Origin of the sequence: Ruminiclostridium sufflavum DSM 19573, from assembly GCF_003208175.1 — a bacterium.
GTDB classification, from domain to species: domain Bacteria; phylum Bacillota; class Clostridia; order Acetivibrionales; family DSM-1351; genus Ruminiclostridium; species Ruminiclostridium sufflavum.
The window spans coordinates 76,014-92,735 of the sequence record NZ_QKMR01000011.1 but is presented as its reverse complement, the minus strand read 5'-3'; the positions used below and the strand labels follow the sequence as shown (position 1 = coordinate 92,735).

Sequence of the window (16,722 nt, the reverse complement as noted above, 5' to 3'; positions counted from 1 at the left end):
ATTTTCTCTCCAATATCACAGCAAATATAAATATACCTAATTATAACCCTGATTCAGCATTTGTACCAGTGCCGTCCAAGGCTTGAACCGTTGACTTTTTATGGCTGTTTCAAAATTAAGAAAATCTTAAGAATTATATTTGTTATTTCGTAAGATTCAATTGATATTATCTACCCATGTGCTAATAATTTCCGGGATTACAGGTGGCATAAAAATTAAATAAAAAAGGATGTGATATAATGTTTGTTGAACATTTAGGGAACTCAGCAAATTCAGGCTGATAGATTTATCGTGCGGATTCACTGGTAATTTTGTGTCAGATCCGGCATAGGAGGTCGTTTAATGAATATTCTTGTTTGTGATGATGAAAAAGATATTGTGGATGCTATTGAGATATACCTCAGAAATGAAGGTTATACGGTTTATAAAGCGTATAACGGAGCCGAAGCCTTGTCGGTTTTCGAAGAAAAGGAAATCCAACTGCTTATTATAGATATAATGATGCCTGTAATGGATGGAATAAGGGTCACAACAAAAATCCGGGAAAAATATAACATTCCCATTCTTATGCTCAGCGCAAAATCCGAGGACACAGATAAAATAATAGGACTGAATCTGGGAGCTGACGATTATGTTACAAAGCCCTTCAATCCATTAGAGCTGTTAGCCCGTGTAAAATCGCTGCTAAGAAGATATTTAGCCTTGGGCAGCTTTGTTCCACAGACAGGAATTTTTAAAACCGGCAGTCTCATTATTGATGATAACTCTAAAGAAGTTAAGGTTGACGGTGAGCCTGTCAAGCTGACACCTGCCGAATACAAAATTCTTAAGCTCTTGGGTGAAAATGCCGGAAAGGTATTTTCAATTGACCAGATTTATGAGCATATCTGGAATGAGCAAAGCTTTTCCGCGGAAAATACCGTAGCTGTACATATCAGAAGAATTAGAGAAAAAATAGAAATAAATCCGAAGGAGCCAAAATATTTAAGGGTGGTGTGGGGTATTGGATACAAAATTGAAAAAATATAGATATTCCGTATGGTTTAAATTTCTTGCCATAGTATTGTGCGTGGCAGGAATGGTTGCTGTTGCATATGGTATTACAAAAGCTCCTCATTTTGAGGTTGTGCTGCAAAATGCCGATTTTAAGGAAAGCAATGAACTAAAAAAAACATTAGGGGCTGCTTACTGGCAGGTATCAAAGGTAGCCTTTAATTATAGAAGCGAAGAATATATAAAAGCTAATAATATTCCTGATGAAAATTATATCCTAAATAAAAAGAATCAGATTATTTATGACAGAGAAAATGAAATAGCAGAAATCAACAATAAGTATAACAGCCTGATACAGCAGCACAGCAGCAATACAGATGCTGCGGACTCATCATATGTTACCGGCGCAGGCAATCCGTATATAACTCATTCATATGACGCCTCCCAAGCGCAGGAGAATTATCCGGATACCGCCGAAGCAAACACACAGTCGAGTGAGGATAACAAATTACTTGCCACTCTTGTTCAGGAAAGAGAAAAAGAAATTCAGGATGCAATAAAAAAATACGACGAGGCTATAAAAAATATAAAGACAAACTATATAGACGAAAGGATATCTGAGTATTATGAAGAAGCGGCAAGCCTTAAAAGGCTGAACGGGATATATTATACAGTTGTTGAAAATGGCAAGGTTACTTACAGCAATATTCGTGACTACTCCTCAGAATCTGCCGAAGCCTTCTATAAACAGCTGGTATCATACATTAAGCTTACTCCTGATAGTATTGCAAAGGTATATCCCATTAATTACTATTATGATACTTCCACCTTTCCTCAAAATGCTGTGGTTTACATTGGCATGAGCCAGACAAGGTTTGATTCGGAATTGTCCGCATATAATACAAGCTTCAAAGAAGGACGTATCGGAATGACATCAGCGGCAGCAGGCTTTCTTGCTTTCCTTATTAGCTTGATTTATCTTATATATGCCTCTGGAAGACGTGTTGAAAGGGATGGGGTTCATTTAATTTTCGCGGATCATATTCATCTTGACGCAGCTTTAGCTATTTCAGCGGCAGCCATAATACTCTTCGTTGTTCAGACTGCTTATTTTTACATGAACTTTATAGCCGGAAATACTTACTTTAATAAAATTCTTTTATTTGCAGGCTTTGCCGCATTAGTCTCCGTTGGGACACTTATAGGTATTTTATTTGTAACAATGCTCTCAAAAAGAATTAAAAGGCATGAGGTTATAAAGCATACCTTGCTTTATAAAATTACTGTATGGTGCATTTCAAAATCAAGAAGAAGCTATTCCTCCATTTCCGCAAAAATCAGCTCCGTATATGATACGAGCCCGCCTGCCATGAGGCTTATATTTGCTTTCGGCGCATATGCCCTGCTGACGGTAATAAGCATTCTTTTGTTCCTCACAGGCTATGCAGGTGCTTTTATCGGCTTTACCGGAATTATAGGAATTAATCTTGCGGCTGTTTACCTTTTGCTTAAAAATTTCAAAGTCTTTAAGGATATTCACAGCGGAGCAGAAAAAATCCGTTCCGGAGAGCTGTCATATAATATACCTGAGGAAGGAATTCCTGAATTCAAGCAGCTGTCCTCTACCATAAACGGAATTGCAGACGGTTTAAAGGCCGCCGTAAGCAGTCAGGTAAAATCAGAGCGAATGAAGGCAGAGCTGATTACGAATGTATCGCATGATTTGAAGACACCCTTGACTTCGATTATAACCTACGTGGATCTGTTGAAAAAAGAGGGGCTTCAATCTGAAAATGCCGAAAAATATCTGGATATAATAGATAATAAGTCCCAGCGGCTTAAATCCTTGACCGAAGACCTGTTTGAAGCTGCAAAAGCCAGCAGCGGCAGTATAGCAGTAAATCCAGAAAAATTAGACTTAGTATCCTTGATAAATCAAGGTCTCGGAGAGCTATCCGACAAGATTGAGTCCTCCGGCCTCAGCTTCAGAATAAACCTGCCCGCATCCAAGCTTTTTGCAATTGCGGATGGAAAGCTGCTTTGGAGAGTAATAGAAAATCTGATTTCAAATGTTTTTAAATACGCTCTGCCAAATTCAAGAGTATATATCGATGCCTTTTCCTCGTCTGAAAAAGCGGGAATAACCATAAAAAACATATCCGCTTATGAGCTGAATATCAATGAAGATGAGCTGATGGAAAGATTTAAAAGAGGAGATGCCTCCCGTAACAGCGAAGGCTCCGGCTTGGGGCTGTCAATCGCTAAAAGCCTGACCGAGCTTCAGGGCGGAAGCTTCCATATTGAAATAGACGGAGATTTGTTCAAGGCAGTGATTGAGCTGCCTGGAACCGGTCCTGATTAAACTGTCTGTTAAAAAACCGATTGCATAGGCCGATAGTAATTGACTTTAGTAAATTTAATTAATGGCAGCGCTTGATAAAAGCAGCTGCCATTAATTAAATTGCTGTTTTTTCCGGTCAAATCCTTATTCTGCCTGCTTTTCCTTATTTTTCAGCTCAGCCGTTTCTTCCTTTGCCCTATCACTATCACCCTTCATGTTCTTAAAGGCAACAGACAGCATCAGCTTAATCCTGTTCAGCTGATTAACCTCGCTTGCACCCGGATCATAATCAACCGCAACTATATTTGATTCCGGATACCTTCTGCGAAGCTCCTTTATCATCCCCTTGCCGGTAACATGATTCGGCAGGCAGGCAAAAGGCTGCATACAAACAATATTCCCCGCACCGCTCTTTATAAGCTCAATCATTTCCGCTGTCAGAAACCAGCCCTCTCCCGTCTGATTTCCAAGAGACAGTATTTCGGATGCACAGCCGGCCAGATGGTATATAGAGCTTGGAGCTTCAAATCTCTTACTTCTGCGCAGATATTTTTTTAAATAACGTCTGTACCACTCTATAGCAGCAATAACAAAATTATTTATTATAAGATTTTTTAAGGTTCCCGATAAATTTTTATATTTAAAGTTTGCATCATATGCACAATACAGGAAGAAGTCAATTAAATCAGGCATTACGGCCTCTGCTCCTTCAGCCTCTATCACATCCACAACGCCATTATTGGCATCAGGATGAAATTTTACCAGTATCTCACCAACCAAGCCTACTCTGGGCTTAACGGCATCGTTCAGTTCAAGCTCATCAAATTCCTTTATTATATTCTTAATATTCTTTTTGAAGCTGCCCCTTCTGTTTTCAGAAATAGAAGCCTTGCATACCTGAACCCACTTGCCATAGAGTACATTAGCCGAACCGGGGACCTTTTCATACGGCCTTACCCTGTACAGCACTCTCATAAGCAAGTCTCCGTATACAAGAGCCTTAAATGCCAGATCTACAAGCTTCATAGATATTTTAAAGCCAGGCTGGCTTTCCATTCCGGATGCATTAAGGGATAAAACGGGAACCTGCTGCATACCGGCATCCACTAATGCCTTCCTCAGAAATCCGATGTAATTTGTTGCACGGCAGCCCCCTCCTGTCTGAGTAATTAAGACGGTAGTATTATTCAAGTCGTATTTTCCGGATTTTAATGCATGTATTATCTGACCTACAACAATAATAGAAGGATAACAGGCATCATTATTAACATACTTGAGCCCATCCTCAACGGCAGCCGAATCAGCCTTCGGCAAAACCTCAACATTATACCCCGCTGTTTTGAAGGCAGGCTCAAGAAACTGAAAATGTATCGGAGACATCTGCGGTGCAAGTATAGTATGCCTTTGTTTCATCTCTTGTGTAAATACTGTTTTTTCAAACCGGCTGTGCTTCTTCTGATGCTTTGCCTCCTTCCTGTCTCTTTCCTCAATTGCCGCAACCAGAGATCTGATTCTGATTCTTGCGGCGCCTAAGTTATTTACTTCATCAATTTTCAGAACTGTATATATATTGTCATTTGCTTTCAGTATTTCCTGAACCTGATCCGTAGTAACGGCATCTAAGCCGCAGCCGAAGGAATTTAACTGTATCATTTCAAGCTCCGGATATTCATTGACTACATTTGCGGCAGCATACAGCCGTGTATGGTATTTCCACTGGTCAACAACTCTGAGAGGCCGCTCCGTAATTCCCAGATGTGCCACAGAATCCTCTGTCAGCACCGCAAAACCATGAGTAGTTATTATCTGAGGAATTCCATGATTAATTTCGGGGTCAATATGGTAAGGCCTTCCAGCCAATACAATCCCTTTTTTTCCCTGTTCTCTGAGATACTTTAATGCTTCCTCTCCCTTTTTCCGAATATCGTTTTTTACGTTTTCATCTTCAGTCCACGCCTTATCAACTGCCTCGTCTATTTCAGAGCGCGATACATTGAATTCCTTTCCAAAGACCTCGTATAGCCTTGTTTTCAATTTTCCCCTGTTATCATAAGGAAGGAATGGATTTAAGAATTTTATATTGTTTGACTTTAATACATCCATGTTGTTTTTTATAACCTCAGGATACGAGGTCACTATCGGACAATTATAATGATTGTCCGCTCCTGCATCCTCTATCATTTCATAAGGTATGCACGGATAAAATATAAGGTTTACCTTTTTGTTTATAAGACTCATTATATGACCGTGAACAAGCTTTGCAGGATAGCAGACCGATTCGGACGGCATAGTTTCTATTCCCAGCTCGTATATTTTTTTTGAAGAGCGGGGAGAAAGCTCAACTCTGAATTTCAGCGCATCAAAGAAAGTAAACCAGAAGGGGTAATTCTCATACATGTTTAAAACACGCGGAATCCCTACTGTTCCCCTCGTATATTCAATATCATTTTTTTGCTTATAGCCGACAATTCTCTTGTACTTATAATCATACAAATTGGGAACATCAGCATCATTTACTTCTATTCCCGCGCCTCTTTCACACCTGTTGCCCGAAACAAACCTGCTGCCGTCGTTAAAATGATTTATAGTGAGCAAGCAGCTGTTATTGCAGAATTTACATCTTTGCAGCTCGGTGCTGTATTCAAAGTCACCTATATTTTCTTTTGTCAGAAGGGAAGTCTTATTTCCTCCGTACCTCTCTTTTGCAATAAGCGCTGCTCCAAAAGCTCCCATCAGCCCGGCTATATCAGGCCTGATTGCATCTCTCTCGGAAATAAGCTCAAAGCTTCTCAAAACCGCATCATTTAAAAAGGTACCGCCCTGTACAATAATTTTATCACCCATATCCTTAGGGTCACGAATTTTAATAACCTTGAGCAGTGCATTTTTAACCACAGAATAAGACAGCCCGGCAGAAATATCCCCTACCTGAGCCCCTTCCTTCTGAGCCTGCTTTACTCTTGAATTCATGAAAACAGTACATCTTGAGCCTAAGTCAACCGGCTTTTCAGCCAGCAACGCCTGAGCTGCAAATTCCTCGACAGTTGAATTCAAGGATTTCGCAAAGGTTTCGATAAAAGACCCGCAGCCTGAGGAACAGGCTTCGTTCAGCATTATACTGTCAATAATGCCGTCCTTGACTTTTAAGCATTTCATATCCTGTCCGCCGATATCAAGTATAAAATCTACGCCCGGCAGGAAAAAATCGGCTGCCTTGTAGTGGGCTATTGTTTCTATTTCACCTATATCTATTCCGAGAGCAGCCTTTATCAAGCCTTCCCCGTAGCCTGTGACAGTAGAATTGACTATTCTGGCATCAAGAGGCAGCTTTGAATAAATATCCTTAAGGATTTTTATTGAAGAATTTAAAGGACTGCCTTGGTTGCTTCCATAATAGGAATAGAGCAATTCCCCTTCCGTGTCTATTAAAACTGCCTTTGTGGTTGTTGAACCTGCATCTATTCCAAAAAAGCAGTCGCCCTTGTAGTCAGACAGAGACTTTGTCCTTACAGAGGCTTTTGCATGTCTTGTCCTGAACTCATCAAGCTCCTCCTGATTATTGAACAAAGGCCTCAGCCTTTCAACCTCGTGTACAGAAACAGTATTAATCTCCGGCAGCTTTTCCTTCAATTCCTTAAAGGATATCCTTCTGCCTTCCTTAGACGAAAGTGCCGCTCCCACTGCTACAAAAATCTGGGAATTCTCAGGAAATATCACTTCCTCCGGCTTAAGCTTCAAAGTAATCTCAAATCTTTTTCTAAGCTCGGACAGAAAATGCAGTGGTCCTCCCAAAAATGCAATATTGCCCTTTATAGGCTTACCGCAGGCCAAACCGCTTATAGTTTGATTTACGACAGACTGAAAAACCGAAGCGGCAACATCCTCTTTTGCCGCTCCTTCATTCAATAACGGCTGAATGTCAGTTTTGGCAAACACACCGCATCTGGCAGCAATAGGATATATTACCCTGCTGCCTTTTGCAAGCTCATTGAGCCCGGCTGCATCAGTCTGCAGAAGAGATGCCATCTGATCAATAAATGAACCCGTACCGCCTGCGCAGGTACCATTCATTCTTTGCTCAAGACCGCCTTTGAAATAGGTTATCTTTGCGTCCTCTCCGCCCAGCTCTATGGCAACATCAGTTTTAGGAATAAGCTTCTGAACAGCCTCCGAGCCTGCAATAACCTCCTGAATAAAATCCAGACGCAGCCACTGGGAAACCGACAGCCCGCCTGAGCCCGTTATCATGACAGTGCATTCGTCCTGATAAAAACGGCTGCAGGTCTCATCCATCACTTCAAAAATCGTTTTTCTTATATCCGAATAATGCCTCTGATATTTTGAATAAAGAATAATATTATTATTGTCAATTACCACTATCTTTACAGTAGTTGAACCTACATCTAACCCCACATGATAACACTTTTTCATCTTTACCTAATCCCCAGCTATATTTTAAAGAAAAATTTATATATCTATATTTATGATTATATCACATTATTCCTCTGCTATTTTAATGTGAAGTTCTTCCAATTGAATCTCATCAACAATGTCAGGTGCATTATCCATAGGAGACGATGAATTCTGTACCTTTGGAAAGGCTATTACATCCCTGATGCTATCTGTTTTCGCCATAAGCATAAGCATTCTGTCCAGACCAAAGGCCATTCCGCCATGGGGTGGGGTTCCGTACCTGAACGCATTCAGCAGGAAGCCGAATTTTCTGTTTGCATCCTCCTCGGTAAATCCAAGCAATTTTAACATCTTTGCCTGCAATTCCTGCATATGAATCCTTATACTGCCTCCACCCAGCTCCACGCCGTTCAATACTATATCATATGCCTTCGCACGTACCTTGCCGGGATCGGTATCAAGCAATTCAAGGTCTTCGTCCATAGGGCATGTAAAAGGATGATGCATAGCCATATATCTTTGTTCCTCTTCACTATATTCAAAAAACGGAAATTCTGTTACCCAAAGGAATTTGAACTCGTCCGGATTTAATATGTTAAGCCTGCGGGCAACCTCAAGCCTGAGCTGGCCCAGTGCATTAAAGACAACATTGCTTCTGTCCGCAACAAAGCATACCAGGTCTCCTGCTTCTGCCCCTGCTCTTTCAAGCAGTGCCTTCATTTCATCCTCTGTCATAAACTTTGCAAAGGAGGATTTAATTTCATTATCCGCTCCCACTGATATCCATGCCATTCCTTTAGCCTTATAGGTTTTGACAACCTCTGCCAAGGCATCTATTTCCTTTCTGCTGAATTTGGAGCAGCCTTTGGCATTAATAGCCCTGACACTTCCTCCTGAGGCAACTGCATCGGTAAACACCTTAAACCCGCAATCCGCAACCAGATCAGACATATTTACAAGTTCCATTCCGAAGCGGATATCAGGCTTATCCGAGCCAAACCTCTCCATTGCCTCTGCGTAAGGCATTCTAATAAACGGAGTTTCAAGCTCAACATTTAAAGCTTCCTTGAATACTCTTTTTATAAAGCCTTCATTGCAGGTAATTACATCATCCGCATTAACAAAGGACATTTCAATATCTATCTGCGTAAATTCAGGCTGTCTGTCTGCTCTAAGGTCTTCATCCCTGAAGCATTTCGCTATCTGGAAGTACCTGTCAAAGCCCGAGACCATAAGAAGCTGCTTATATAACTGGGGTGACTGAGGCAGTGCGAAAAACTTGCCCTGATGGACTCTGCTCGGAACAAGGTAATCTCTGGCCCCCTCCGGAGTACTCTTTATCAGTATAGGTGTCTCAACCTCCAGAAAGCCGTTTTCATCGTAATAATCACGTGCAACCTTTGCAACTCTGTGTCTAAGGATAAAATTCCTCTGCATGTCAGGTCTTCTTAAATCCAGATATCTGTATTTCAATCTTGTCATTTCGTTGGCATCCAGCTTTTCTTCAATATAAATAGGAGGAGTTTCGGCAGTGCTGAGAATTCTCAGCTCCTTTGCGGTTATTTCTATTCCTCCGGTTGCCATTTTCTTATTTACAGCCTCAGGTGCCCTCGCGGCAACTGTACCCACAACTGCAAGAACAAATTCACTTCTTATTGCTTTTGCCTTTTCAAACATCTCGCCGTCTTTATCCGTAAAAACAATCTGCAATATTCCAGAAATGTCCCTTAAATCCACGAAAACCAAGCTGCCCAGATTTCTTTGCTTCTGAACCCATCCCATTACAGTTACGGTTTCACCGATATTTCCGTTACCTAACTCAGTACACTTGTGACTTCTTTTCAGCCCGTATATTGATTCACCCATTTTCATACCTCCATAAGCCGCCTTCTGCGGTATACTTAATTTATTAAATATCTTTTAAATCTACTGCCGGTCAAGCTTTCAGCTTTTCAATTATCTGAGCCAGCAAAAGCTCCTCCTGCTCTCCCGTTTCCATGTTTTTAAGCTTGAATTTCCCCGATTTAACCTCGTCCTCACCGACAACAACTACAAAGGGAATTCCCAGCTTGTCAGCATAGGAGAACTTTTTGCCCATTTTCCCCTCATTAAAATATATCTCTGCTGGAATATCTGCTTCTCTCAGCTTAGTTGCCATCTCCAGAGACTGAGCCATTGTTTCCTGCATAGGAATCACAAGAATTTTTGAAGGAGTTGCTTTTTTACTGCCGCCCACTACTCCTGCCGCCCTGAGCTGATAAAAAAGTCTTGTAAGCCCTATGGATATTCCCACACCCGGAAGCTTCCTGCTTGTGTAGTTCTGTGCCAGATTGTCATATCTCCCGCCCGAGCACACGCTCCCGATTGAAGGGTACTGATTCAATACAGTTTCATAAATCGTTCCGGTATAGTAGTCTAATCCTCTGGCTATGGTTAAATCCACAGTATAATTTGCAGAGGGAACCTTGAAGGAAGCAATATAATTAAGCACCAGCTCAAGTTCATTCACACCTTCTGCAAATACAGCATTATCTATTCCCAGTTCTCTTAAACTGCTGACAATATCCCTGCAGCTTCCTTTAATATTAACAAATTTCAGAACACCTTCAGCATCCTCTGTTGAAAGCCCGATTGCTTTGAGCTCTGCCGCCACGGCATCCCTGCCTATCTTTTCAAGCTTGTCAATAGTTCTCAATACCTCTGCCTTGTCGGAAACCTTCAAGCTTTCAAAGAAGCCGTTTAATATTTTTCTGTTGTTGATTCTAATGGTAAAATCATCAAAGCCCAGAGCTTTAAAGGTTGAATAAATAACGCTCAATATCTCTGCGTCATTTATGACACTTAGGCTTTCATTTCCTATGATGTCTATATCACATTGGTAGAACTCTCTGAATCTACCCTTTTGAGGCTTTTCACCCCTGAATACCTTACCTGTGTGATATCTCTTGAAAGGAAAAGTCAATTCTCCAAAATGCTGTGAAACATATCTGGCCAAAGGTACAGTCAAATCAAATCTTAAGGATAAATCATTATCACCCTTATTAAACCTGTATATTTGTTTTTCGGTTTCTCCGCCGCCTTTTGCCAAAAGCACCTCTGATTTTTCAATCACCGGTGTATCAACAGGTATAAACCCATACTTTTCATATGTTCTTTTGATTGTATCCAGCATATCATTAAATAAAAGCTGGTCTGCAGGTAACAGCTCCATAAAACCCGGAAGTATTGAAGGCGTAACTGTCTGATTTGCCATTTGCACAACTCCTATCATATATATAATTTTTAACATAAAAAAGCCCTCTAATCCCAGCAAGGGACGAGAGGAAACTTCCCGCGGTGCCACCCTAATTACTCTATAAATATAGAACCTGCTTAAACTCTTTAACGCAGAATACGGATGAGCTTCCTCATCGACCACGGAGATCAGGCTCCTAAGAGGGTGTCTTTCCTCAATTTTACTATAAGCTGCTTACAGTCCGAGACAGCTTTTCCCTTAAATAGCCTTGCTACCGGCTAAAAATCCGGTTTCATCGACCGATAGCTTGGGTTTGAGCCGTAATTGACCTTTTCCCTTTTAAGGTTTTTACAATATTAACATATTATATATTTTAAAATTTGCTTTACCTATTGTCAATATTTATTATTTTATATTGCTCGATTAGTTTAGCTTTACGTTCAAGCATTTCGTCTACTCTTCCCAGATACTCTTCCACAGTCTTAACATTAAATGCCCTCTCTATTCTGTTTTGAGGAAAAACCAACTTTGTAGCCGCCCCGGCCCCGCATGCAAAAACAGATTGCCTTTCCTCCATTATCTGAATATTATACAGGCATTCCTTATCCCTTTGGCTGTATCCTACATTCTCCAGATTGCCCAATATGTTTTTCTGCCTGTATAGATAATAAGGAACAAGTCCCATATCCCGGGCATATTCCTCAGCCATAGCCGCCATCCTTGAAACTTGTCCGTATTGTGCCTCGAGATTATATTTCTCTTTTTCCTCTGTAAGTCTGGATGCCCTTTTAATCGCCATTGTATGAACCGTCAGGCTGTCAGGCTCCATTGGCTTAAGCCTTTCGAGAGTCCTTCCGAACATAGCTGTATCTTCTCCGGGAAGTCCGCAGATCAAGTCCATGTTAATATTATCAAAGCCCATATCCCGCGCCATGTAAAAGGCTTTCTCTATATCCTCGGGAGAGTGCTTTCTCCCTATTTTTTCAAGTGTAACGGCATTCATTGTCTGAGGATTTATGCTTATTCTTGTTACCAGACTGTTCCTTATCACCCTTAGCTTATCAATATCAATTGTATCCGGCCGGCCTGCTTCAACTGTATATTCCTTCAGACCGCGCAAATCCAAATGCTCCTCTATTCCTCCCAAAAGCTTTGACAGCTGGGAGGCATTCAGTGAAGTCGGCGTTCCTCCGCCTATATAAATGCTTTCAATTTCAAATTTATTGTCTTTTATCATTTTTCCGGTATGCTTTATTTCCTTGAGCAAAGCATCCACATATGAAGCTACTGCTTTCCCGTACTGTGCAAGGGTACTTGAGCTGAATGAGCAGTACAGGCAGCGGGTGGGACAGAAGGGAATACCTATGTAAAGTGAAACGCAGCTGTCTTTTGAATTTAAGTATATATGTCTCTGGTTTTCTGCCACCTCATATATAAGGCGGGCCTTATTATTCTCAACAAAATAATCATTTTTCAAGGCAGAAATGATATCCTTTTTACTCATTCCCCTGTCAATAAATTCATTTACCAGCTTTGCCGGCCTGATTCCGGTCAATATCCCCCACGGTACAGCTTTTCCCGTATATTTAGTCAAAAGCAGGAATAGCTTTCTTTTGAAAACCCGCTTAAAATCTTTAAGCTGCTGCTTATTCCCAGTATCAAAAGCATTATCACTGGCTATTTCAACCGTATCCTCAACATTTGCATCCTTCAGCACGAGCTTAATGTATTCCTTGCCGTCATGTACAGATTTACCGCATAAAAGAAACGCCCCGGAACAATTATCCCACGGCTTATCCATGCACTCCATTTCATCAGGCATAAAAAACAATTTAATTATATCTTTAAATTCATAATCTACATTATGGACTTCATTTTTGTAAAATATCATTTTATCCTCGTTATTCAGTTACCACTGGGCAGCACTCTTTATAGGATTTGCCCTTTTTTCCAGCTCAATTGTCGTGCTGTTTCCATGTCCCGGATATACAACCATGCCATCAGGCAAGGCAAAAAGCTTGTTGACAATAGATCTGTAAATATCCTCAAAGCTGCCGTTAGGAAAGTCTACTCTTCCATAACCAAACCTGAATAGGGTATCCCCTGAAAACAGGGTATTATTCACTTCAATACAAATAGAGCCTGCAGTATGCCCCGGAGTATGAATAATCCGAAGCTCCAGATCTTCAAGCTGTATCCTGCCGCCATCTCTCAGCACCTCGTATTTACCTTGATAGCTAAAGGCTCTTCCCGCAAAAGCAGATAAATTAAACCTCGCATCCTTCAAGGCATTTTCATCATCTGTATGAATATATACCATAGCATTTGTACCTTTTATAATATCATTCAGCTCTATAATGTGGTCAATATGTCCATGGGTAAGTATCACCTTTTCTATTGTCAGGTCAGCTTCCCTTGCAGCGGCAAAAACCTTTTCACTCCTGACACCCGCATCAATCAGCACTGCCTTTTTACCGGCTCCCACCAGATACGAAATTGAATCATACATACCGCCTGTAATAGGTTTTATAATCATAATCATATCTATGCCAATATTTGATAAAACTCAAATATTACAACGGCACAGAGCAAGCCTCCTTTTTTTCAAAGCAGCCATCTTTCAGGACTTGCTTTTTAATTTTAACTTTAAAATTCCCTCCTGCTGTCCAATAAAAGCGTAACAGGCCCGTCATTGCTTATATCCACAAGCATATGAGCCTGAAATATTCCTGTCTGGGCAGTTATTCCGTATTCCTCGCACTTGTTTACAAAATATTCATAAAGCTCTTTAGCTTTATCGGGTCTTGCAGCCTTGTCAAAGCTTGGTCTTTTTCCCTTCCTGCAATCCCCGTACAATGTGAACTGTGATATCACAAGTATTTCACCCCCTGCATCAAGCAGAGATTTATTCATTTTTTCGTTATCATCCTCAAAGATTCGCAGCTTAAGAATTTTTTCAGCAAGATAGTCGGCATCGGAAAAGGAATCCTCAAGCCCCACTCCTAAAAGCACCATAAGCCCCTTACCAATCTCTCCCGTAATATTTTCATCAACTGTTACTTTGGACTTTTTTACCCTTTGCACAACGGCCCGCATACTAACCTCCACGTCTAGTTTAAATATAAAATTGGTAAAGCCTTCGTGGAGGTACGCAGCTAATTTACTCTTATATTTTATATTATTTCAGGCTAACCTCCACGTCTAGTTTAAATATAAAATTGGTAAAGACTTCGTGGAGGTACGCAGCTAATTTACTCTTATATTTTAATTATTTCAGGCTAACCTCCACGTCTAGTTTAAATATAAAATCGGTAAAGACTTCGTGGAGGTACGCAGCTAATTTACTCTTATATTTTATATTATTTCAGGCTAACCTCCACGCCTAGCTTAAATAATAAAACCGGTAAAGCCTTCGTGGAGGTACGCAGCTAATTTACTCTTATATTTTAATTATTTCAGGCTAACCTCCGCCGCTATATTTGTATAAACTTATTTTAAAGCTATTGCTTATTTCTTGTCACATCAAATACACTGTCAATCTTCCTAAGTTTCTTGATTATTTTTTCCAATTGCTCGGTATTAGTTATCTCCAAAGTAAGATTTATTACTGTTACCTGTTCTTTTGTTGTTCTTGCATTCAAGGCCTTAATCGGTATTTTAAGCTCAGCTATGCTGTTTGTCACATCAAGCAGCAATGAGGTCCTGTCATGAGCCATTACCGTAATATCCGCCTTATAGGCAACATCAACTGTTGAATACCACTTTACATCTATCAGCCTTCCTTCTTTTTCAAGTTCGGCTGTAACATTTATACAATCACTTCTGTGAACGGAAACACCTCTTCCCCGGGTAATATAACCTATTATCTCATCACCGGGAACAGGATTGCAGCATCTCGAGAGTCTTACCAGACAATTGTCTATTCCCTTGACAACAATTCCGCTTTCGGGAATGCGTTTCTTCTTCTTTTCATTTCTGGTCTGTGCAATATTTTCAAGAATCTGCTCCAATTCTTCCGGCTTAAGGGTTTTCTTGAACTCATCCTTCAGCTTTGTCAGTACCTTGCTCGTGGTCATCGCACCATAGCCTATGCCTGCAAATAAATCTTCCGTTGTTGAAAAATTATATCTGCGCAGCACAAGCTCAACCCATTCGGGCCTGAATAACTGATTGTAGGTAAAGCCTTGCTTTTTAAGCTCCTTTTCAATCATTTCCCTGCCTCTTACAATGTTTTCTTCTCTCTTTTCTTTCTTGAACCACTGATTTATCTTATTTCTGGCTTGGCTGCTCTTAACTATTTTCAGCCAGTCCCTGCTGGGGCCATGAATAGTTGAGGAAGTCAAAATCTCAATAATATCACCGTTTTGCAGTGTATAGTCAATAGGAACCATCTTGCCGTTGACCTTGGCTCCAATCATTTTGTTGCCGATAGCACTATGAATATAATATGCAAAATCAACAGGTGTGGAATCCACCGGAAGATTCAGCACGTCACCCTTTGGAGTAAATATAAATACCTCATCTGTAAACAAATCTATTTTAAGTGTTTCCATAAATTCGTTTTCATCCTTGGTATCCTTCTGCCATTCCAGAAGCTGCCTTAGCCATGCAAATTTGTCCTCGGCTTCCTTTGCCGTATCCTTTCCTGTATTTGTGCCTTCTTTACCGACCTCTTTATATTTCCAATGGGCGGCAATACCAACCTCGGCCACTCTATGCATTTCCCATGTTCTTATCTGAACCTCAAAGGGCTTTCCCTCCGGTCCTATTAAGGTTGTATGCAAGGACTGATACATATTGGGCTTGGGCATTGCAATAAAATCCTTGAATCTGCCGGGTATAGGCTTGTATAGTTCATGAACAAGCCCCAGCAAAGCATAACAATCCTGAACCGTATTAACAATTATACGAAATGCAAACAAATCATATATCTGCTCTATTGTTTTGCCCTGATCTACCATTTTCCTGTATATGCTGTAGAAGTGCTTGGGCCTTCCGTCTACCTGAACATTTTCCAAGCCGAGCTCATCGGTTTTCTCTTTTAGGGTCTGTACTATTTCGGATATATAGGCTTCTCTTTCTTTTCTTTTATATGCAACCTTCTGCACTAAATCATAATATCCCTTAGGGTCCAAATACCGAAGGCACAAATCCTCAAGCTCCCATTTTATCTTTGAAATACCAAGCCTATGAGCCAGCGGAGCATATATTTCCAAGGTTTCCCTTGCCTTCTCAATCTGCTTGCCCTCAGTCATGTATTTCAGTGTCCGCATATTATGCAGCCTGTCTGCAAGCTTAATCATAATTACACGGATATCCTTAGCCATGGCAAGGAACATTTTCCTCAGGTTCTCTACCTGCTGCTCTTCTTTTGACGTAAAAGGAATCTTACCCAGCTTTGTAACTCCGTCAACAAGCTCTGCAACCACCGAACCGAACTGAGCCTTCAGCTCATCATATGTACATGTTGTATCCTCGATAGTATCATGGAGAAGTGCCGCAACAAGCGCAGTAACATCCAGCTCCATATCAGCCAAAATAATTGCTACCTCAACCGGATGGATTATATATGGTTCCCCTGAATTTCTCTGCTGTCCCTCATGTGCCTTGCTGGAAACTGCATATGCCTTTTCCAGCAGCTCGAAATTGCCATTGGGGTCGTATTTTTTTACTCTTTCAACAAGTACCGAAAAGCGATCCGTCAAAATATAATGCCCTCCATTAGTCAATATGGCCCACC

9 protein-coding genes are annotated in these 16,722 nt (G+C 40.8%); 2 read left to right on the top strand and 7 right to left on the bottom strand.

The genetic code is table 11. The features are described 5' to 3' along the window. The first annotated feature begins 342 nt into the window (after positions 1-342). Together LY28_RS10410 and LY28_RS10405 are read left to right on the top strand one after the other, a co-directional pair. The gene (locus LY28_RS10410) at positions 343-1,029 is read left to right on the top strand and encodes a response regulator transcription factor (protein ID WP_110462123.1); all 687 of its coding nucleotides are present in this window, start codon (positions 343-345) and stop codon (positions 1,027-1,029) included. Beyond that, positions 1,004-3,355, top strand: coding sequence for a HAMP domain-containing sensor histidine kinase (locus tag LY28_RS10405; RefSeq protein WP_110462122.1), 2,352 nt, complete (start codon positions 1,004-1,006; stop codon positions 3,353-3,355). The genes LY28_RS10410 and LY28_RS10405 overlap by 26 nt, the downstream gene beginning before the upstream one ends. Before the next feature lie 123 nt (positions 3,356-3,478). On the opposite strand, the gene LY28_RS10400 is transcribed toward LY28_RS10405, so the two are convergent. The 7 genes from LY28_RS10400 to LY28_RS10370 all read right to left on the bottom strand — a co-directional run bounded on the left by LY28_RS10400 (position 3,479) and on the right by LY28_RS10370 (position 16,687). Next, a complete protein-coding gene (locus LY28_RS10400) occupies positions 3,479-7,765 on the bottom strand; it encodes a 2-hydroxyacyl-CoA dehydratase (protein ID WP_110462121.1) in 4,287 nt (1,428 codons plus the stop codon). 66 nt (positions 7,766-7,831) lie between these two features. After that, the gene (aspS, locus tag LY28_RS10395) at positions 7,832-9,613 is read right to left on the bottom strand and encodes an aspartate--tRNA ligase (RefSeq protein ID WP_110462120.1); all 1,782 of its coding nucleotides are present in this window, start codon (positions 9,611-9,613) and stop codon (positions 7,832-7,834) included. A 70-nt stretch (positions 9,614-9,683) separates the two neighbouring features. Next, positions 9,684-11,000, bottom strand: a complete 1,317-nt coding sequence (hisS, locus tag LY28_RS10390; RefSeq protein ID WP_110462179.1) for a histidine--tRNA ligase — start codon at positions 10,998-11,000, stop codon at positions 9,684-9,686. A 367-nt stretch (positions 11,001-11,367) separates the two neighbouring features. Then, positions 11,368-12,873: a coproporphyrinogen dehydrogenase HemZ gene (gene hemZ, locus LY28_RS10385; protein ID WP_110462119.1), complete on the bottom strand. Its 1,506-nt coding sequence runs from the start codon at positions 12,871-12,873 to the stop codon at positions 11,368-11,370. A gap of 18 nt (positions 12,874-12,891) precedes the next feature. Continuing rightward, a complete protein-coding gene (locus LY28_RS10380; RefSeq protein WP_110462118.1) occupies positions 12,892-13,518 on the bottom strand; it encodes an MBL fold metallo-hydrolase in 627 nt (208 codons plus the stop codon). Between the two features lie 110 nt (positions 13,519-13,628). Continuing rightward, positions 13,629-14,078, bottom strand: a complete 450-nt coding sequence (gene dtd, locus LY28_RS10375) for a D-aminoacyl-tRNA deacylase (protein ID WP_110462117.1) — start codon at positions 14,076-14,078, stop codon at positions 13,629-13,631. Between the two features lie 404 nt (positions 14,079-14,482). Then, a complete protein-coding gene (locus tag LY28_RS10370) occupies positions 14,483-16,687 on the bottom strand; it encodes a RelA/SpoT family protein (RefSeq protein ID WP_110462116.1) in 2,205 nt (734 codons plus the stop codon). Positions 16,688-16,722 lie beyond the last annotated feature (35 nt).

Bases quoted from the DNA above. Each gene is read 5' to 3' on its own strand.
- dtd (WP_110462117.1), bottom strand. From the start codon at position 14,078: ATGCGGGCCGTTGTGCAAAGGGTAAAAAAGTCCAAAGTAACAGTTGAT.
- LY28_RS10380 (WP_110462118.1), bottom strand. From the start codon at position 13,518: ATGATTATAAAACCTATTACAGGCGGTATGTATGATTCAATTTCGTAT.
- LY28_RS10400 (WP_110462121.1), bottom strand. From the start codon at position 7,765: ATGAAAAAGTGTTATCATGTGGGGTTAGATGTAGGTTCAACTACTGTA.
- LY28_RS10410 (WP_110462123.1), top strand. From the start codon at position 343: ATGAATATTCTTGTTTGTGATGATGAAAAAGATATTGTGGATGCTATT.
- aspS (WP_110462120.1), bottom strand. From the start codon at position 9,613: ATGGGTGAATCAATATACGGGCTGAAAAGAAGTCACAAGTGTACTGAG.
- hemZ (WP_110462119.1), bottom strand. From the start codon at position 12,873: ATGATATTTTACAAAAATGAAGTCCATAATGTAGATTATGAATTTAAA.
- hisS (WP_110462179.1), bottom strand. From the start codon at position 11,000: ATGGCAAATCAGACAGTTACGCCTTCAATACTTCCGGGTTTTATGGAG.